The organism is Methylobacterium nodulans ORS 2060, assembly GCF_000022085.1.
Classification (GTDB): Bacteria; Pseudomonadota; Alphaproteobacteria; order Rhizobiales; family Beijerinckiaceae; genus Methylobacterium; species Methylobacterium nodulans.
Genome location: NC_011894.1, coordinates 2,788,140 through 2,804,659, shown reverse-complemented (window position 1 = coordinate 2,804,659; position 16,520 = coordinate 2,788,140). Strand labels below are relative to the sequence as shown.

The following is a 16,520-nucleotide window of genomic DNA, read 5'->3' as shown; positions in this document are numbered from 1 at the left end:
TCCCGGTCGAGCGCACCGCGCAGGGCAAAGGTGTCGGTAAGGGGCTGAACCATGTGCTCAGACACGACAGCGAGTGAAGGCCAGTATCAATATGAAACGTCTTGCATATACGGCTTCGCCGCAGGTCCATGAGGCGATGGCTCCAAATCCATTCCGAACACCATCTCGGAGGGCCCGTGTCCCAACAGGGCATATCTAGGCGGCCCGGCGTGTACGATCCGTGGCCCGTTGTGCCGGTCAGGATCAGCCCTTCAGGCGCTTGTTGCACTCGGACCAGTAGCCGCCGCCCTTGACGATCCAGGGCATCCCACCGTTGCCCGAGCCGCCCGCGGCCTTGTTGGCGTTGTACTGGCCCAGGCAGGTCTTCTGCCGAGCCATACCGGTGGGCTCGTTGGCGTACTTCGGAGAGACGGCAGGCGGGAAGATGGTGCCGGACGGCGCGGCCCTGGCAGGCTTTTGGGAGGGGGCCGGAGCGGGATCCTGGACAGGCTTGGCCGTGGGAGCGGGAGCCGGCCTTGGGGCGGCCCCGGCACCGCTTGGCAGGCCAACGGTGCCGCCCGGGCCGAACGGGTTACCCATCGGCGCCGTTTGCGCAGCGGCCGGGATGGAGAGAGCCAGGAGGAGAGGGAGAGACAGCGTGGTCAGGCGCATGGCGTTTGTGCCTCGGTTGAGGGCATGAGCTTAGCTCTCGGCTGCCTGATTTCCGAAATCCATCCGAGGTTCACCGCCCGCCCGGTGCCCTCACGACGAAATTATCGGAGGTGCCCAGCATCCAACCGATCGGCTTGGATACAGGTGACGCTTACGGGGCTCCTTCAGCTCACTCCCGCCAGGACCTGCTCCCATGGTGTCCGACGAGTCCACTGCAACATCCGGCGGCGCAGCAGTGCATCCAGCCCGAGCGAGCGACCTGCGGCGTGCAGGCTGAACGCGCCCATCAGCAGCGCCAGAAACACGTAGTTCCACGGCCACTCGCCCGGATGCCGATACAGGCCGATCCAGAGATTGATGACAAAGGCGACGCCGATCAGTCCGGTCAGGCGCACCGCAAAACCAAGGATCAGTGACGCCGCAAAGGCCAGCTCGGTCAGATAGACGAGCGGTCCGATCACGAGAAAGGCCGGGATCACGGCGTGCGCCACCAAGTCCCGATGCCAGTCAAACGCGCTGTGCTGGACCATTTGCTGCGTCCAGTAGAACAGGCCATTGTCGGTGGTGAACAGCGGCAGCTTCCAGAGCGAACCCTGAAACCACATGCTGCCGACGAGGACCCGCGCCAGCCAAGTCACGAGATGCGGCAGTGTCCGTTGGTCCGGATCGTCTCGCCAGTTGATGACCGCAATCACAAGACTGCCGGCGAGCAGGGCGAGAAACAGTCCGAGCAGCAGCCAGCGAGCCTCGCCACGCGCCAGCTGATCGGGCTGATTGGCGAGGAAGAACTGCCAGGTGTCATCAAACGGGTTGGTTCGCATGGAGAGCCCTCCGATCGTTTGACTTCGCCCCGAAAAGCGTGGCGGTTACTCCCCTCAGGCCGACCCGAAAGGCGATTGCAGCCAAGCTTCGGCGACCACTTGCACCAAGACGAGCGAAGCAATCGCACCATTGGCTTCGCCTTTCTCGAAGTCGCCTGCTTGGCCCATCTGGTTGGTGACGTGCGCAAAGCAGAGGACCGGCTTGCTGCGCGCCTGGGCAAAGGCGTAGAGTGCCGCCGCCTCCATCTCGACGGCGAGGATGCCCGCCTCGCGTGCGGCGGCGATAGCCTCCGGCGTTTCCCGGTATGGCGCATCCGTCGTCCAGGTTGCCCCGCGCTCGACCGGCTCGCCGACATGCGCCAGCGCAGCGCTGATCGTTGCGACCAGCGCCGGATCGGCCTCCGCATAATCGGAGGCAGGCAGGTAGTGGTAGCTGGTGCCCTCATCGCGCAACGCGCGCTCGATCAGGATGAAGTAGGGCGGCAGGCGCAGGGCCGTGATCTGGCCAGAGGAGGTTATGCTGACCACCAGGCGGCAGCCGGAAGCGAACATCTGCTCGGCCAGCAGCACGGCGTAGGACGCACCCACGGCACAGCCAACGATGCCGTATTCACGGCCGCCTTGCGTGAAGCGGTCCATGTCGCTGTGGTAGCAGACCCAGCTCTCGACCCGCTGCGCACGACCGGTCGCGCGGAGATACCGCACGACGTCACCGTCCGGATCGAGAATGCAGACCTCGGGCACGGGCGTGTCAGGCAGGCCTTTCTGACGGCGCGCCTCGCGCAGCAGGTTCTCCGGGGTGAACGCCGACGCCGCCCCGTGGTGCTTCCCGCGCAGGATCGGCGGGAGGACGCGAAGGTTGCGGTTGCTCATGGGCTTGGGTCAGGACGTGCGGCGGAAAACACTGAATTGGAACGCCTGCGGTGCGCCCCAGGGCGTGGTGTGCATGTGCCGCAGCGCGCGCACGCGCTCGAACGCCGGGCCGAGGGTCCGGGCGAGACTGTCGGCGTCATAGCGCATGACCGGCAGGCCGCTGCACTTGTCCGGGCCGTCCGGCGCGAAGGTGGCCATGATTGCGTGGCCGCCGGGGACCAGAGCCTCGGTGAGCCGGGCCAGATAGGCCGACCGGTCGGCCTCCGCGACCAGGAAATGGAATGTCGCCCGGTCGTGCCAGACCGCATAGGGCTGCGGCGGCGTCCAGGTGATGACGTCGGCCACCAGCCAATGGACGTCCGCGGCGCGGGAGCCGAGACGCGCCTGTGCGGTTGTCAGGGCAGCCTCGGACAGGTCCAGGACTGTCACATTCTGAAAGCCCTGAGCCAGCAGGTGATCGATCAGGCGGGAGGCCCCGCCGCCGATATCCACGATGGCGGACGCGGGAGACACGGCCACCTGGGCAATGAGATCCAGGGACGGCTGCGGCTCGTCCTGAAACCAGCTGACCTCACGCTCGCCCTTGGCGCGGTAGGTGTCTTGCCAGTGCGCCTGGCGGCCTGACGCGTCCATGACGGTTAGCACCCGGCTCGCAAGATCCTCGCATGCTCATAGGCATGCATGCCGCCCTGGAAGGATTCAAGCTCATTCAATCAATCTGCTGAATGTTCAGTCGTGTGGGGCCCCACAAGCTCAATGGGTCCACCTACGCCCACGCAATCCTCCCCACGGCCGAGCTGCTCGCGGCGCTGCATGCCGAATCGGCTGATCGCATAGCGGGCGCCGCCGCCGGCCTCTGAGGGGGCTCGGCAAGTCAGGAGAGCCGCGGTCGTCCGCTCGCCAAAGTTGATCCTATCCATTGACCGGATAGGGCTGATCCGGTGCGTGAGGAGCGGAATGCCTGGGGTGTCTCGCCGGTTTTCCGCTTGAACACGCGGGAGAAGTAGGCGGGATCGCGGAATCCGAGCGCGTGACTGATCTCCGCGAGCGGCATCGTCGTGTAGATCAGCCAGCGTTGCGCCTCGACGAGCACGCGCCGCTGGATCAGCACCTTCGGCGGCTGGCCGAACCGCCGATGGCAGGCAGCCAGCAGGCGGTCCTCGGTCACGTTGAGCCGGCGCGCGTAGGACGAGACCGGCTGGGCCTTGCGAAAGTCCCGCTCGATCAGTTGCTGGAAGCGGGCGATCAACTCGGCCTCGACCGGCGCCGAAGCGTCCTCCCGACTTCGTGCGTCCACGATGCGGGCAGCCGCCACGAGGATCCGAATCAACTCGGCCTCGATGGCGAGCATCCGGGCAGGTGCCGACCACACGAACTCCCGCGACAGGTCCACGAAGGCGGCCGACAGAGCATCGGCCTCCTTGCCATCGAGGGTGTTGACGCATCGTGCCTGCCTCAGGAGGCGGACGATGCTGGCTTCGCCTTTGGCCACCTCGCCCGCCAATGTGTCCGCCACGGTCACGACCCAGCCGTCGGTGCCGGCGGTGAAGTCGAAGGCGTGGATCGATCCGGCGGGGACAATCAGCAGTGCCGCCGGCGCAATCGAGTAGCGCTCAGCCTCGGCGCGCATCACCCCGCCGCCCCGCGTGACGAGCAGGATTTGGTGCAAGTCCGCATGGGCGTGAGGGGCGATCGTCCACTCGTGCCTGCCACTGCGCAGGCGGATCGGCTCGACGTGCAGGAAGCGCGCTTCGACGCTCTGCACAGGTTCACCGTACAGAAGATAGCGCTCGACCGGTATTCTCGGCGCCGGATCGGCCATGATTCTCCTCGATGCATCCGGGATGGGCATTCGCGGAAAAAGTGCAAGCGATCGCGGCTTCTGTCCATTGCCTCGTGCGACCTCTCCGCTAGCCTGCGGGCATCAGCCGTCGTGGCCAATGCCGCAGGACGGCCGGGAGGAAAGACGGCGCGAGCCGCAATCGCCGGAAGGTCTTCGCGGGTGGACCGCGGGCCCTGCACGCACGGCTACGCCGCAGCCTGTGAGAGGATGACACCATGGCGGCTTCCGCAGCCAGCGATCTCGCCTGCGACGTGCTCGTCGTCGGCTCCGGCGCCGGTGGTCTCTCGACCGCCATCACGGCGCACAAGCACGGCCTCGACGTCATCGTGATCGAGAAGGAGCCGTTCTTCGGCGGCACCACCGCCTTCTCGGGCGGCGTGCTGTGGATCCCCGGCAATCCCCATGCCGTCGAGGCGGGTCTCCACGACACAAGCGAGGCCGCGCGAACCTATCTCCGGCACGAGGTCGGCAACGCCTTCGACGAAGACGCGGTCGAGGCGTTCCTCGACCAGGGCCCACGCATGGTCGAGTTCTTCGAGCGCGAGACCGAGGTCAAGTTCGTGCTCTCGGGCTACCCCGACTACCATCCGGACGTCGAGGGCGGGGCGAAAGCAGGTCGTTCCATCACGGCCGCCCCGTTCGACGCCCGCAAGCTCGGGCGCGAGATCGCCCGCCTGCGGCCGCCGCTCGAGACCATCACCTTCATCGGGATGATGTTCAACTCGTCGAACGAGGATCTGAAGCACTTCTTCCGCGCCACCCGTTCCCTGACCTCGGCCGTCTACGTGGCGCGGCGCCTCGCCCGACATCTCAAGGACCTCGCGGTCCACCGACGGGGCGTCCAGATCACCAGCGGCAATGCGCTCGCGGCGCGGCTGGCCAAGACCGCCTTCGACCTCGGAATCCCGATCCATACCGGCACGGCAGCCGAGGAACTGAGCGTGACGGATGGGAGGGTGACGGGGGTCATGGTGCGCGACGCGCAAGGCCGTCGCCGGATCACCGCACGCCGGGCCGTCGTGCTCGCCTGCGGCGGCTTCCCGCACGATGCGGCGCGGATCGCGAAGGCCTATCCCCACGTTGCCCGGGGGGCCGAGCACCTGTCGCCGACACCGGCCGGCAATACCGGCGACGGCATCCGCCTCGCGGAATCCGCCGGCGGCGCCTTCGAGATCCGCTTCTCCAACGCGGCGGCCTGGATGCCGGTCTCGCGGGTGCCTCTCGGCGGCGGTCGGACCGGCGTCTTCCCCCACCTTGTCGACCGCTACAAGCCCGGCGTCATCGCGGTGAACCGGCACGGGCGCCGGTTCACCAACGAATCCAACTCCTATCACGACACCGGCGCGGCGATGATCCGCGATGGCGAGGGAGAGGGTGAGACCTCTGCCTGGCTGATCTGCGACCATGCCACGATCCGCAAATACGGCCTCGGCTACGCCAAGCCGGCGCCGGTGCCGGTCAGCCTCTACACACGTAACGGCTTCCTCAAGACCGGCCGGACGCTGCCTGAACTGGCACGGGCGGCCGGCATCGACCCGGATGGCCTCGCGGCGACGGTGGCGGCCTACAACCGGGATGCGGAGCGAGGCGAGGATCCCGCCTTCGGCCGCGGCTCAACGGCCTTCAACCGCTTCCTCGGCGATCCCGACAACAAGCCCAACCCCAACGTCGCGCCGATCCGCCGAGGGCCGTACTACGCGCTCAAGCTCATCATGGGGGATCTCGGCACCTTCGACGGCCTGCGCACGGACACGGTCGGGCGTGTGCTGCGCTCCGATGCGCGGCCGGTTCCGGGGCTCTACGCGGTCGGCAACGACCGGGCCAGCATCATGGGCGGCAACTACCCGGGTGCCGGCATCACGCTCGGGCCGATCATGACCTTCGGCTTCATCACCGGACGCCACCTCGCGGGCGCCGAAGCCTGAGCGGCTGCGGGCGTTCCGCATTTCGGACGAGACGAACCAGAACCACCGGGAGGACACGCCATGATCCTTGACCGCCGCGCCTTCGTGCGCACCGGCCTCGCCGGGCTCGCCATGATGCCCTCATGCCTGACACGGGCGCAGGCCGCGAACACCATCCGCATCGGCGTGATCACCGACATGTCGGGCGTCTACCGCGACGTCTCGGGGCCGACCACGGTCGCCTGCGCGCAACAGGCCGCCGACGAGTTCATGGCCCAGAATCCCGACATCCGGGTCGAGATCCTAGTCGCGGACCATCAGAACAAGCCGGATGTCGGCCTCACCATCATCCGCCAATGGTTCGACCGTGGCGGGGTCGACCTGATCGAGAACGTCGGCAACAGCTCCATCGCGCTCGGCGCCCGCGGCATCATCGAGGACAAGAAGAAGGCGGCGCTGATCACGACGGCCGGCAGCTCCGATCTCACCGGCAAGAGCTGCAGCCCGAACTGGGTGCACTGGTCCTGGGACTCCTGGTGCCTTGCCCACTCGACTGCGACCTCGCTCGTGCGCGTCGGCGGCGACAGGTGGTTCTTCATCACCGCCGACTACGCCTTCGGCCACGCGGCTGAGGCTGACGCGACGAAGTTCGTCAAGGCGGCGGGCGGCAGGGTGCTGGGTTCCGTGCGCTACCCGCTCGGCAGCACCGCGGACTTCTCCTCGTACCTGCTCCAGGCCCAGAGCAGCGGTGCCAACGTGATCGCCTTCGCCAATTCCGGCAGCGAGCTGATCGCCTGCCTCAAGCAGGCGCAGGAATTCGGCATCGAGGGCGGCGGCGTGCGGCTTGCCGCGATGGTGGGCTATATCACCGACGTCGTTGGCATGAGCCTGCCGGTCGCAAAGGGGCTGTCGCTCACGGAGACCTTCTACTGGGACCTGAACGAGCGCACCCGCAGCTTCATGGGCCGGGTCAAGCCCCGGCTCGCAAGCGGCGTCTTCCCCAACATGAGCCAAGCCGGCGACTACGCCGGCGTGCTGCACTACCTCAAGGCCGTCAAGGAACTCGGCGTCGCACGGGCCAAGGCCGACGGCCGCGCGGTGGTCGAGCTGATGAAGCGGATGCCGACCGACGACGACGCCTTCGGCCGCGGCAGCATCCGGGAGGACGGGCGCAAGATCCACCCGGCCTATCTGTTCGAGGTGAAGAAGCCGGAGGAGAGCCGGGGCGCGGGCGACGTCTACAAGCTCGTCTCGACCATGCCGGCCGAGGAGGCGTTCCGGCCCCTGGCCGAGGGCGGCTGCGTGCTGAGCCGGTCCTGAGCCGTGCGGCATGGCCGCCCGAGCGTCACGCGAGAGGAGCTTCCCATGACCTACGACGCCGCAATCGTGGATCTGCGCACCTACACCATCCGCCTGCGCGGCATGGCGGAGTTCCTCGACGTCTTCGACCGGCTCGCCATGCCGGTGCAGCTCAAGTATCTGGGCCGACCGCTCGGGATGTTCACCAGCGCGGTCGGCCCTCTGAACCAGGTCGTCCACCTCTGGGGCTTCGACGACATGGGCCAGTTCGAGGCGCGGCACGCCGCGCGGGACAGGGACCCGGATTGGCCGGCCTATCTTCAGGCCTCCGCCCATCTGATCACCGCCCAGGAGAACCGACTGATCCGCCGGGTGGCGCTGCCCTCCCTCGGGGGCCGCTGACCGCCGCCCCGCTCACACCCTCTCGGGAGCATCCTCGTCATGACCGAAACCGGTTCCGATTGGCTGAACCTGCGAGGCCGCGTCTGTGTGGTGACGGGCGCCGGCGGCGGGCTCGGCCACGCCATCGCGCTCGGCTTCGCAGAGGCGGGCGCCCGCCTGGTCCTCCTCGATCGTCGGGCGGAGGCGATGGCACGGACCTGCGAGGAGGCCGAGCGGCGCGGTGCCGAGGTGCTGGCGCTCGCCTGCGATGTGGCTGAGCTTGGGAGCGTCGAGGCGGCGGCCGAACAGGCGCGGGCGCTCGGGCCTTGCGCGGTGCTGGTCAACAACGCTGCGCTGCTGCGGCCCGGCCCCCTCGCGACCCTGCCGCTCTCCGAGTGGAACACGCTCCTGTCGGTCAATCTCACCGGCTATTTCCTGTGCGCGCAGGTCTTCGGACGGCAGATGCGCGAGCGGGGCGGCGGCGCGATCGTCCACGTTTCCTCGATCGCCGGCAGCCACGCGCAGGGGTTCAGCGGGGCCTACAGCGTCAGCAAGGCTGGGGTCGTCATGCTGTCGCGCCAGCTCGCCGCAGAGTGGGGACCTGCGGGAATCCGCAGCAACGTCGTGAGCCCTGGGCTGGTGGTGACTCCGCTGAGCCAGCCCTTCTACGACGCGCCCGGCGTGAGGGAGCGCCGCAGCGCCGTGGTGCCGCTCGGCCGCATCGGTGCGCCCGAGGACGTCCGGGACGCCGTCCTGTACCTCGCGAGCGACCGCGCGGCCTACGTCAACGGCGACGAGATCACGGTCGATGGCGGTTTCGGCCGCGTCCTCATGAACCTGATCCCGCGGCCTGGCTACGAGGCCGGTCCCTCCGTCGAGCCGGCGTGACCGGGTCGCTTGATAAGGAGCTTTCCGCCATGGAACAGGTCGCCCTCATCACGGGTGCCGCGGACGGGATCGGCTGGGCGATGGCCCGGCGCTTCGCCGAGGCCGGATGCCGCATCATGCTGGCCGATATCGATGGCGCCCGGGCCTGCGACCGCGCGGCTGCTCTCGGGACGGATCACGCCGCGGTGCGGGCCGACCTGTCGGACGAGGCCTCGACCGTCGCGATGGTCGAGGCGACGCTCTCCCGGATGGGGCGTCTCGACATCCTGGTGAACAATGCCGGCATCGGGGACAGCCACCGGCCGACCCTGGAGCAGGACGTCGCGACCTTCGATCGGATCCTGCGGGTCCACCTCGACGGCACGTTCATGGCGTCTCGCGAGGCCGCTCGCGCGATGATCGGGCGAGGCGGCGCCATCCTGAACGTCAGCTCCATCGCGGGGCTGACCGGTCTGCCGCGGCGCAATGCCTACGGCGCCGCCAAGGCCGGGATCGTGGCGATGACGAAGAGCATGGCCTGCGAGTGGGCGGGATCGGGCATCCGCGTCAACGCGATTGCTCCAGGCTATGTCGGCACCGCACTGGTGGCCAAGCTCGAAGCGGAAGGACGCATCGACCGCGCCCGCCTGGAGCGCCGGATCCCGATGGGCCGGCTCGCAGATCCTGCCGAAATCGCCGAGGCTGCCTGGTTCCTGTGCTCGGCGGCGGCGTCCTACGTCACGGGTGCGGTGCTGAGCGTGGACGGTGGCTGGAGCGCATTCGGAGACGCCGGATCGGCCTCCTAGGCCGGTCGGCGGATGCCGCTCCAGGCGTGGACATCGCTTCGTCGGCGCAGCACAGCTGCCTTAGAGCGCTCCCCGCCGAAGTGGGAGCCGGTTCGGCGTCAGGGAGCGCGTCACGTCAAAGCTTGAGAGCCGCCGACCGGATGCAATCAGGTCGGCGGCTCTAGTGGTGGGCGCGACCGTGACGCCCGGGGTGACATCCGGGCAGGTCGAGATGAGGATCACGCTGGCGGACGGCCTTGCTACATCGAGCACGCGGTGGGCAGCATCGAGAACCCGATGACCGGACCTGAAGCGGAGGTCCGCCCGGAACCCGAAGCCGAGGAGGAGGCACCATGGACGAGGATCGCTTCAACATCGAATTGCGCAAGTTCCTGAAGGAGGTCGGAGTCACGTCTCAGCGAGAGATCGAGCGCGTTGCACGGGACGGCCTCGTGTCCGGCAACACCCTGAAGCTGCGCATGACACTTACGGCTGAGAACGCACCGCTCCAGCACACGGTCGAGCGAACGATCGCACTGGAAGGCGACGCCGATCCCAACCCGTAGAGCGGCCACGCGTCACGCTGCCAACGCTCACGAATGGAACCCGGGCGACTGATGCCGGGCTGATCTCAGTCAGCCCAGCTCCTCGCATGCCGCTCAAGGGGCCTCCGAAGGCCTGCCGATACGGATGGAGCGCCAACGAGCTCTGGTGTTCCGGGCGGATCCAGGTCGCGGGCGTGCCGTTCTTCATCGCCGACGGCCAATGGGCCCTTTCGGGAGCGCAGCCGGTCGAGCAGTGGGTCGAGGTGTTGCGCGGCAGGTGAGGAACGAGGTCGCTGCCCCATCTCTGAGACACAGGCACAGCTTGGAGGCATCGACTTGTTCCGGTTCGTTTCACGGCGCGCCTCTCGGCGTGTCTCCGCGGGCGCCTCCAAGCTCCTGAAGTCCACGGTCAAGCTCAATGAGGCCGCTCTCCGCCAGGGCAGCAAGCTTGTTCGGCAGACCAGAAAGGCCGTGCAGGCGCTCAAGCACGAGCAGTCGAGCAGACCTCCGGGGCGATTCGTCGACGTCGACGGGCTGCGGGTTCATTACATCGCGCGCGGCAAGGGTCGGCCCGTGGTGCTGATCCATGGCAACGGGACCATGGCGGAGGATTTCGTCATCTGCGGACTCGTCGACCAGCTTGCCAAGCGATACCGCGTCATCGCAATCGACCGGCCCGGATTTGGTCACACGGACCGTCCGAGGCACCGTGTCTGGACGGCTTCGGCCCAGGCACAGCTTCTTCGGCGCGTGCTGGAGCGCCTCAACGTCGATCGGCCCGTGATCGTGGGACATTCCTGGGGCACCATCGTCTCGCTCGCACTCGCCACGCAAATGCGGCGCGACCTGCGGGGGTTGGTCCTCCTGTCGGGATACTACTATCCGGGCCGACGGGCCGATGTGGCCCTGATAACACCCCTCGCCCTGCCGGGGGTGGGAGACGCAGCGCGTGCAATGATGCCGGGGTCACTCGGACATCTGCTCGCCCCGCAGGTGTTCCGGCACGTGTTCAAGCCGCAGCCGGTTCCAGCTCGCTTCACGGCACGGTTCCCGGTCGCGATCTCGATCCATCCTACGCAGGCTCGCGCGAGCGCGGAGGATACCGCGACCATGAACGCGGCTGCGACTCTGCTTCAGCCGCACTACGCCAAGCTGCGCTTGCCGGTCGCGATCCTGACGGGCGACGCGGACGCCATCGTCGACCCTCACGAGCAGTCCTGCCGTCTGCACGAGGAACTGGCCGGAAGCACGCTGACGATGCTGCCCGGACAGGGCCACATGATCCACTACTCGGCCAGGGCCAAGATCGCGCGGGCGATCGACGGTCACATGGCGCTCACGAGCAAGAGCCTGAAATGGCTTTAGTGAGCGGACTGGCGGACTCGCACGATCTCTTGAGACAAACCTTCTCCCATTTGACTGCGTTTACGGCACGCGGCCTCGTCACGCAATCAACAACGCTGTTTCCGGCAGCAATTTCCTGCCGTCGGAAAAACAGGAAGGGATCGCGGTCGATTCGTCGACCGCGATCCGCTCACATTGAAGGTTGGCAGATTACGCGCGGCTTTAGGCCACTTTGGCCCGCTTGTTGTTTGCGCGCTCGCCCGTGTTCGAGATCTCGATCTCGTCGCGCCGCACTGTATCGCGCACCGTTTCGATACGCTTTGTGCGTTCCCGACGGACGACGACCTCTTCTCGCAACTTGAGGCCCTTGGCCACAAGCGGCACCTCGGATGTTTCAACCATCTCAACGGTGAGCTCGGTCAATGCCTCGCCCGTTACGGCATCGGTGGCCGGCTTGCGCCGTTCAACCACAACCCTCTCGTCATACAGCGTCACCTTCTGCTCGACCGGGATCTCGACGACATAGCGACGGACCGTGGTCGTGCCGCTGTTCACCGTGTGCTTGCCGACGATCAGCGTCTCTTCCGCGAGAGGGATGACTTCCTCCTCGTGGGTGGATTGCCGGGCGGTGGACCCGGGGGCACTTGCCGGCCGCGCCAAGGACCCCCTCTGTGGGAGGCTCCACATGCCGAACATCGCATCCCAGAACAGAGAACCCGAGCTGATCGGCGCAGCGGCAGCACGCTGAACGCCCTCAGCTGCAGTCTGGATCACTTGGCGGGAACTCTCGTCCACGACTTCAGCTGTTTGCATCACTTGCTCTGCAGCCTGCCGTGAGGTCTCTCTGAAGCTCCGCTCGCGATCTGCGGCCTCCTTTTGCTCGGCCAGCTCCTCGTCAGCCTGGTCACGCTCGCGTCTTTGCTCGGCGCGACGCTGTTCAGCCTCGACGCGCCTTGCTTCTTCGATTTCGGCCTTGCCGTCCTCGATCTTCTCGACGACGGCCTGTGCCTCCTCGTCGCTGAGCGCCTTCATCACCGCCGGGAGCAGATCCTTCCGCTCATCGCGCACACTTTGCTGGAAAACCTTTCTCAGCTCGGCAACTTTGGGGGCAAACTCTTCACTCCCCTTCGGCGTCTGCTCAAGCTCGGCCAAAAGCTTGCGGACCTGCCTGTTGTCGTTGAGCGCTTGAGCCACAAGGTCTCTCGTTTCCTTGTGCTTCCGGAGGATTGGAAACAGGTGCTCTTCCTCCAGCTGGGCAGAGAGCTCCAGCTCGGACTTGAGCCCTTCAAGCAACCGCTCTCTCGTCTTGACCGCGTTGTCGGAGGTCTCGGCGAGCCGCGCAAGAAGCTCGTTCGCTCTGACTGGGCTGGTTTGGATCAGCTGCCTGATGGTCGTCATGCCTAACCCCGTGAGATGCAGGAAATGGATCGCCGACGCAGAACGCAAGTAATAACCCCTCCACTCGGACCCGAGATCTCTCAGGGTCTACGAGAGGATCGAGTGCAGGAGCTCCGCCATCTATCGTCCCGCCTGTTGGTGGCTTGTTGACGATGACAGAAGACGGGCAGCCATTCGGACGGCCCCGTTGCAGCATAGCGTTTCATGCTGCATCGCGATGAGCAACGGCCTGGGATGCGAAACGGTTCCGGAGACCTGTCCGTGCGGTTCTGTAAAAATTTCCGGCGTCGGTTTTTGTCTGGTTTGCCGCTCATTCGGGCGTGAACGGGTTGCCTACAACCTGCCTGGAAGCAGGCGTGATCCCGCGCTGCCCGCCGGGTCGGTGCCGCGAAACTGCGGCCCGGGAAAGCGGTAGAGGGTCCAGCCCTCGAAGCAATGCCGGCCCGTGGCCGCATCCGGCCCCCGTCCAGCCGGCCGGTGCATTTGCGGCGGTCGAAGCTCGCCAGATGCCCGCTGGAGAGCACCGTCCGAGCGACGCCCTTCGAGTCCACGTCCACGCCGCGCGCCCCGAAGCTGCCCTCCGGCGGCTGGAACAGCTCCGCAACGGCTGTCCGGCTCGGATCGGAGCCGGGAACGAGACGGATGAGCAGGCTCGGCTGGTCCATGCGCGAGAAGCCCGGCCCCATCGACTGACCCCAGATCACGTCTCCTTCAGGGCTCGGCGCCACGCCGTAGAAGGCCGCCCTGACCCATTTGTCCTTTCCGGACTCGACCGGCTGGTCGGACTGGACGAACGGCGCGCGCTGCCCGCTTCCACTGACATTGGCGATGACGGGCGTCCATCCGTGTGATCCCGCCTCGTCTCCGGTTGCGTCGAACACCCGCGTGTCGAGCCGTGGTGCCTTGCTACGGATGGCGCCCGGCGACCTGCGCAATGCCGTCGACGCAATCCTGCATGGCTTCGAGAATCGTCTCGCGCCGCATGCTCTCGAACCGGTATCGCGGCAGGCTGACGCTGATGCAGCCGAGCACCTTGCCGTGCGGACCCTGGAGGGATTTGCCGTAGCAGCAGATATCCAGCTCGTTCTCCTGCAGATCGAGCGAGTAGCCGCGCATCCTCGTCGCCGCGATCTCTTCGCGCAACCGGTCGATGCTGGTGATGCTGTGGGGCGTATGGGAGATCAGGGCGGCCCGCTCCAGAAGGGGATTCAGCTCCTCGTCCGGCAGGGTTGCCAACCACGCCTTGCCCACCGAGCTGGAATGGAGCGACACGCGCGTGCCGATGCGGGACGCCATGCGTACCGTGCGGTAACTTTCCAGCTTGTCGATGTAGACCATCTCTCCGCGGTCATGCACTGCGAGATGCACGGTCTCGTCGAGGCGGTCCCGGAGGCGGACGAGGTGCTCCTGCGCAGCCTGACGCAGGAGCGATCCATCCCATGAGCGGAAGGCCAGGCTGATCAGCCGCGGGCCGAGATGCAGGCGCCCGTTGTCCCCTTCGGACAGCATGCCCTCCGCCACGAGAGCGGCGGCGATGCGGTGCACCGTCGCGCGCGGCAGTTCCGTGCTGCGGCAGAGCCGCGCGACCGTCATCTCGTCCGGCCTGTCGGCCACGGCCTGGAGCACCCGCATGAACTTGGTGAAGGCCGCCGTGCCCGGAATCTCGGGTCGAACGCCTTTGCGGTCCGGTGTCTCGGAAAGCATCGCAAGCTTCTAGGCAATGAGGTATCCGCCATCAACCGGCAGGATCACTCCGGTCATGAAGCTCGCGGCCGGGCTGACGAGGAAACTCACCGCCTGCGCCACGTCGTGCGGCGTGCCCCAGCGGCCGAGCGGGGTGCGGGACAGGATCGGCTGCGACCGCGCCGGGTCGTCCTGCAGGGCCTGCGTCAGCGGCGTCGCGATCCAGCCCGGCGCGACGGCATTGACCCGAATGCCGTCGGGCGCGTAGGCGAGCGCGAGCGATTTCGTCAGCTGGGCCACGCCGCCCTTGCTGGCGCTGTAGGCCGGAACCAAGCTCCCGCCGAAGAAGGACAGCATCGACGCCGTGTTGACGATGCATCCGCTGCTCGCCGCGAGCTTGCTTCGCGCCGCGGTGCAGACGCGCATCGTCCCGGTCAGATTGACCGCCAGCACCCGCTCGAACACGTCGAGCTGATGCTCTTCGACACGCCGGATGATGCCGGCGCAATTCACCACGATGTCGATCCGCTCGCAGGAATCCACCAGCGCCGCGACGCCGGCATCGTCCGTCACGTCCAGCTCGCGGGCGACCACGTCGGCCCCGGCGGGCGCGCGGTAGGCCGCGGCCCCGATCCCCACCGCGACCACCCGGGCGCCCAGGCCGCTCAGCGCCTCCACGATGCCGGCGCCGATGCCCGTGGTCCCGCCGGTGACGATCGCCGTCTTGCCCCGGAGAAGGTTGGGTTCGAAAGTCATGCCAGGCGCTCCGTCGGGGCCAGAGTCTCGACGCCTTCCAGGGGCTTGCGCACCAGAAGCAGGTAGGCGGTTGCGGCCACGATCGCGACCCGGCCTGCGAGATCGAAATGCGAAGAAGCCGCCATCAGCGGATGAACTGATCCACGTAATCGGCCCCGAGGCCGATCGCCTCGTAGTGCTTCCGGCACATCTCGATCTTCGTGAAGACGTCCTCGTATCCCGTGTGCCGCCCCCATGGGTCGACGTAGTACATGCAGCCATTGACCTGGAAATAGGTGATCATCTCCTCGACCCCCTCGTCCACGACGAGCGTGTGGGTCTCACCCGGCGGCTCGAAGGCATAGGAGCCCTCCGTCGCAATCCAGTCGTGCTCCAGGTAGCGCCAGCTCCCCTTCAGCACGAAGGCGTGGACGGGGCCGGGGTGGCGGTGCCGGCTGAGGATGCCGGACTTGCGGACCTTCAGCAGATTCATCCAGTAGCCGGCGGAGACGTTCAGGCAGAGCGGCCGGAACCAGACGTTCTCGGCCTGCGGGACCCAGATGCGATCGTCCTGCGGGATGGCCGGAGCCACCACGAGGTCGGGCAGACCCTCCTTCGGCTGGGGGAACTGATAGGGCATGCGCTTCAGCGTCGCCGCATCCAGCCCATCTGCCGGATCGGCGGACGATGCCGTCTCGCTCATCGAGCGTCTCCTCGTTTGTCCACATTATGGACATTCAGTCCATAATGTGGATAGTTGCTGAAGGCGGGCAATCTGTCAAACCCCGGACCCTTCCTTTCAGGCCTGCCGCATGGCGATGAGTCCGCGCGTGCCACGCCACTCCGGACATGGCCGGGCCGCCCCCTGGCGATCTGCGGGATTGCGCCGAGCGTCGGCGCGACCGCGCTGGGGTGATCGGCGTGTGCAACGCCATCGGCTCATACGCGTTCGGGCTCTGCTTGGAGCGCGCTACAGCCGCCGGCATCTGCTGGCCGGAATCTACGCAATCCGCATGGTCGCGATCGCGGTTTACGTCTCCCTGCCGGTGAGCGAGGCCTCAACTCTGGTATTTGCGGCTGTGATGGGGATGACCTGGCTTGGGGTCGTCCCGCTCGTGTCGGGCCTGATCGGAAGACTGTTCGGCCTGGATCATTTCAATCTGCTCTTTGGGGGCGTGTTCTTCTGCCATCAGCTGGGCGGGTTCGTCGGACCGTGGGCTGGCGGCATCATTCTCGATGCAACCGGCCGTTACGATCTCGCGTGGTACGGCCTGAACGGCTTCGGTGCCTGTGCGGCCCTTCTGCAGTGGCCGATGGATGATCGTCCGCAGCGAGCCGAGACTGCCCTGATCGCAACCTGACCCGCCGAGGGCTCTGCATATGCTCCCCTG

General features: G+C 66.9%; 19 protein-coding genes. 9 read left to right on the top strand and 10 right to left on the bottom strand.

Features of this window, described 5'->3' with window-relative positions:
* Nucleotides 1-243: 243 nt before the first annotated feature.
* The 5 genes from MNOD_RS50600 to MNOD_RS13005 form a co-directional block, all read right to left on the bottom strand.
* A complete protein-coding gene (locus tag MNOD_RS50600; protein WP_015929366.1) occupies nt 244-651 on the bottom strand; it encodes a hypothetical protein in 408 nt (135 codons plus the stop codon).
* A 164-nt stretch (nt 652-815) separates the two neighbouring features.
* Nucleotides 816-1,472 (bottom strand): DoxX family protein, encoded by a 657-nt coding sequence (locus tag MNOD_RS13020; RefSeq protein WP_015929365.1) that lies wholly within the window; start codon nt 1,470-1,472, stop codon nt 816-818.
* A gap of 54 nt (nt 1,473-1,526) precedes the next feature.
* Nucleotides 1,527-2,345, bottom strand: coding sequence for a nucleoside phosphorylase (locus MNOD_RS13015; RefSeq protein ID WP_015929364.1), 819 nt, complete (start codon nt 2,343-2,345; stop codon nt 1,527-1,529).
* Between the two features lie 9 nt (nt 2,346-2,354).
* Nucleotides 2,355-2,978, bottom strand: coding sequence for a class I SAM-dependent methyltransferase (locus tag MNOD_RS13010; protein WP_015929363.1), 624 nt, complete (start codon nt 2,976-2,978; stop codon nt 2,355-2,357).
* Nucleotides 2,979-3,219: 241 nt separating this feature from the next.
* A complete protein-coding gene (locus tag MNOD_RS13005) occupies nt 3,220-4,167 on the bottom strand; it encodes a helix-turn-helix domain-containing protein (RefSeq protein ID WP_015929361.1) in 948 nt (315 codons plus the stop codon).
* Nucleotides 4,168-4,403: 236 nt separating this feature from the next.
* Here MNOD_RS13005 and MNOD_RS13000 point away from each other — a divergent pair, with 236 nt between their 5' ends.
* The 8 genes from MNOD_RS13000 (at nt 4,404) to MNOD_RS12970 (ending at nt 11,334) form a co-directional block, all read left to right on the top strand.
* Nucleotides 4,404-6,113, top strand: coding sequence for an FAD-dependent oxidoreductase (locus tag MNOD_RS13000; RefSeq protein ID WP_015929360.1), 1,710 nt, complete (start codon nt 4,404-4,406; stop codon nt 6,111-6,113).
* A 60-nt stretch (nt 6,114-6,173) separates the two neighbouring features.
* Nucleotides 6,174-7,412 carry an ABC transporter substrate-binding protein gene (locus MNOD_RS12995; protein ID WP_015929359.1) on the top strand — a complete coding sequence of 413 codons (1,239 nt, stop codon included), beginning with the start codon at nt 6,174-6,176 and terminating at the stop codon, nt 7,410-7,412.
* 45 nt (nt 7,413-7,457) lie between these two features.
* The gene (locus MNOD_RS12990) at nt 7,458-7,793 is read left to right on the top strand and encodes an NIPSNAP family protein (RefSeq protein WP_015929358.1); all 336 of its coding nucleotides are present in this window, start codon (nt 7,458-7,460) and stop codon (nt 7,791-7,793) included.
* Nucleotides 7,794-7,832: 39 nt separating this feature from the next.
* Entirely contained in the window at nt 7,833-8,660 is an 828-nt protein-coding gene (locus MNOD_RS12985; protein WP_015929357.1) for an SDR family NAD(P)-dependent oxidoreductase, read from the top strand.
* Between the two features lie 29 nt (nt 8,661-8,689).
* A complete protein-coding gene (locus MNOD_RS12980) occupies nt 8,690-9,445 on the top strand; it encodes an SDR family NAD(P)-dependent oxidoreductase (RefSeq protein WP_015929356.1) in 756 nt (251 codons plus the stop codon).
* A gap of 332 nt (nt 9,446-9,777) precedes the next feature.
* Entirely contained in the window at nt 9,778-9,990 is a 213-nt protein-coding gene (locus tag MNOD_RS12975) for a DUF6494 family protein (RefSeq protein WP_015929355.1), read from the top strand.
* Between the two features lie 86 nt (nt 9,991-10,076).
* The gene (locus MNOD_RS46460; protein ID WP_015929354.1) at nt 10,077-10,250 is read left to right on the top strand and encodes a hypothetical protein; all 174 of its coding nucleotides are present in this window, start codon (nt 10,077-10,079) and stop codon (nt 10,248-10,250) included.
* A gap of 55 nt (nt 10,251-10,305) precedes the next feature.
* Nucleotides 10,306-11,334 (top strand): alpha/beta fold hydrolase, encoded by a 1,029-nt coding sequence (locus MNOD_RS12970; protein ID WP_015929353.1) that lies wholly within the window; start codon nt 10,306-10,308, stop codon nt 11,332-11,334.
* Nucleotides 11,335-11,535: 201 nt separating this feature from the next.
* Here the strand turns inward: MNOD_RS12970 and MNOD_RS12965 are convergent, their stop codons facing one another.
* The 5 genes from MNOD_RS12965 to MNOD_RS12950 form a co-directional block, all read right to left on the bottom strand.
* Nucleotides 11,536-12,711, bottom strand: coding sequence for a DUF2382 domain-containing protein (locus MNOD_RS12965; RefSeq protein ID WP_043748637.1), 1,176 nt, complete (start codon nt 12,709-12,711; stop codon nt 11,536-11,538).
* Nucleotides 12,712-13,617: 906 nt separating this feature from the next.
* Nucleotides 13,618-14,415 carry an IclR family transcriptional regulator gene (locus MNOD_RS12960; protein ID WP_015929351.1) on the bottom strand — a complete coding sequence of 266 codons (798 nt, stop codon included), beginning with the start codon at nt 14,413-14,415 and terminating at the stop codon, nt 13,618-13,620.
* Between the two features lie 9 nt (nt 14,416-14,424).
* Nucleotides 14,425-15,150 carry an SDR family NAD(P)-dependent oxidoreductase gene (locus MNOD_RS12955; protein ID WP_015929350.1) on the bottom strand — a complete coding sequence of 242 codons (726 nt, stop codon included), beginning with the start codon at nt 15,148-15,150 and terminating at the stop codon, nt 14,425-14,427.
* A complete protein-coding gene (locus MNOD_RS49940) occupies nt 15,147-15,275 on the bottom strand; it encodes a hypothetical protein (protein ID WP_015929349.1) in 129 nt (42 codons plus the stop codon). Before MNOD_RS49940 ends, MNOD_RS12955 begins: the two co-directional genes overlap by 4 nt.
* On the bottom strand, nt 15,275-15,832 hold the full coding sequence (locus MNOD_RS12950) for a 2,4'-dihydroxyacetophenone dioxygenase family protein (RefSeq protein ID WP_015929348.1): 558 nt from the start codon (nt 15,830-15,832) through the stop codon (nt 15,275-15,277). The genes MNOD_RS49940 and MNOD_RS12950 overlap by 1 nt, the downstream gene beginning before the upstream one ends.
* A 310-nt stretch (nt 15,833-16,142) precedes the next feature.
* Between MNOD_RS12950 and MNOD_RS12945 the strand changes: the two genes are divergently transcribed.
* Nucleotides 16,143-16,490, top strand: a complete 348-nt coding sequence (locus MNOD_RS12945; RefSeq protein ID WP_043748633.1) for an MFS transporter — start codon at nt 16,143-16,145, stop codon at nt 16,488-16,490.
* The last annotated feature ends 30 nt before the right edge of the window (nt 16,491-16,520 follow it).

Excerpts from the sequence above, each read along its gene's own strand:
- MNOD_RS12960 (WP_015929351.1), bottom strand. The coding sequence starts at position 14,415 with ATGCTTTCCGAGACACCGGACCGCAAAGGCGTTCGACCCGAGATTCCG.
- MNOD_RS13005 (WP_015929361.1), bottom strand. The coding sequence starts at position 4,167 with ATGGCCGATCCGGCGCCGAGAATACCGGTCGAGCGCTATCTTCTGTAC.
- MNOD_RS50600 (WP_015929366.1), bottom strand. The coding sequence starts at position 651 with ATGCGCCTGACCACGCTGTCTCTCCCTCTCCTCCTGGCTCTCTCCATC.
- MNOD_RS12975 (WP_015929355.1), top strand. The coding sequence starts at position 9,778 with ATGGACGAGGATCGCTTCAACATCGAATTGCGCAAGTTCCTGAAGGAG.
- MNOD_RS12945 (WP_043748633.1), top strand. The coding sequence starts at position 16,143 with ATGGTCGCGATCGCGGTTTACGTCTCCCTGCCGGTGAGCGAGGCCTCA.
- MNOD_RS12990 (WP_015929358.1), top strand. The coding sequence starts at position 7,458 with ATGACCTACGACGCCGCAATCGTGGATCTGCGCACCTACACCATCCGC.
- MNOD_RS49940 (WP_015929349.1), bottom strand. The coding sequence starts at position 15,275 with ATGGCGGCTTCTTCGCATTTCGATCTCGCAGGCCGGGTCGCGATCGTG.
- MNOD_RS13020 (WP_015929365.1), bottom strand. The coding sequence starts at position 1,472 with ATGCGAACCAACCCGTTTGATGACACCTGGCAGTTCTTCCTCGCCAAT.
- MNOD_RS12965 (WP_043748637.1), bottom strand. The coding sequence starts at position 12,711 with ATGACGACCATCAGGCAGCTGATCCAAACCAGCCCAGTCAGAGCGAAC.
- MNOD_RS12995 (WP_015929359.1), top strand. The coding sequence starts at position 6,174 with ATGATCCTTGACCGCCGCGCCTTCGTGCGCACCGGCCTCGCCGGGCTC.
- MNOD_RS12950 (WP_015929348.1), bottom strand. The coding sequence starts at position 15,832 with ATGAGCGAGACGGCATCGTCCGCCGATCCGGCAGATGGGCTGGATGCG.
- MNOD_RS13010 (WP_015929363.1), bottom strand. The coding sequence starts at position 2,978 with ATGGACGCGTCAGGCCGCCAGGCGCACTGGCAAGACACCTACCGCGCC.
- MNOD_RS46460 (WP_015929354.1), top strand. The coding sequence starts at position 10,077 with ATGCCGCTCAAGGGGCCTCCGAAGGCCTGCCGATACGGATGGAGCGCC.
- MNOD_RS12980 (WP_015929356.1), top strand. The coding sequence starts at position 8,690 with ATGGAACAGGTCGCCCTCATCACGGGTGCCGCGGACGGGATCGGCTGG.
- MNOD_RS13015 (WP_015929364.1), bottom strand. The coding sequence starts at position 2,345 with ATGAGCAACCGCAACCTTCGCGTCCTCCCGCCGATCCTGCGCGGGAAG.
- MNOD_RS12955 (WP_015929350.1), bottom strand. The coding sequence starts at position 15,150 with ATGACTTTCGAACCCAACCTTCTCCGGGGCAAGACGGCGATCGTCACC.
- MNOD_RS13000 (WP_015929360.1), top strand. The coding sequence starts at position 4,404 with ATGGCGGCTTCCGCAGCCAGCGATCTCGCCTGCGACGTGCTCGTCGTC.
- MNOD_RS12985 (WP_015929357.1), top strand. The coding sequence starts at position 7,833 with ATGACCGAAACCGGTTCCGATTGGCTGAACCTGCGAGGCCGCGTCTGT.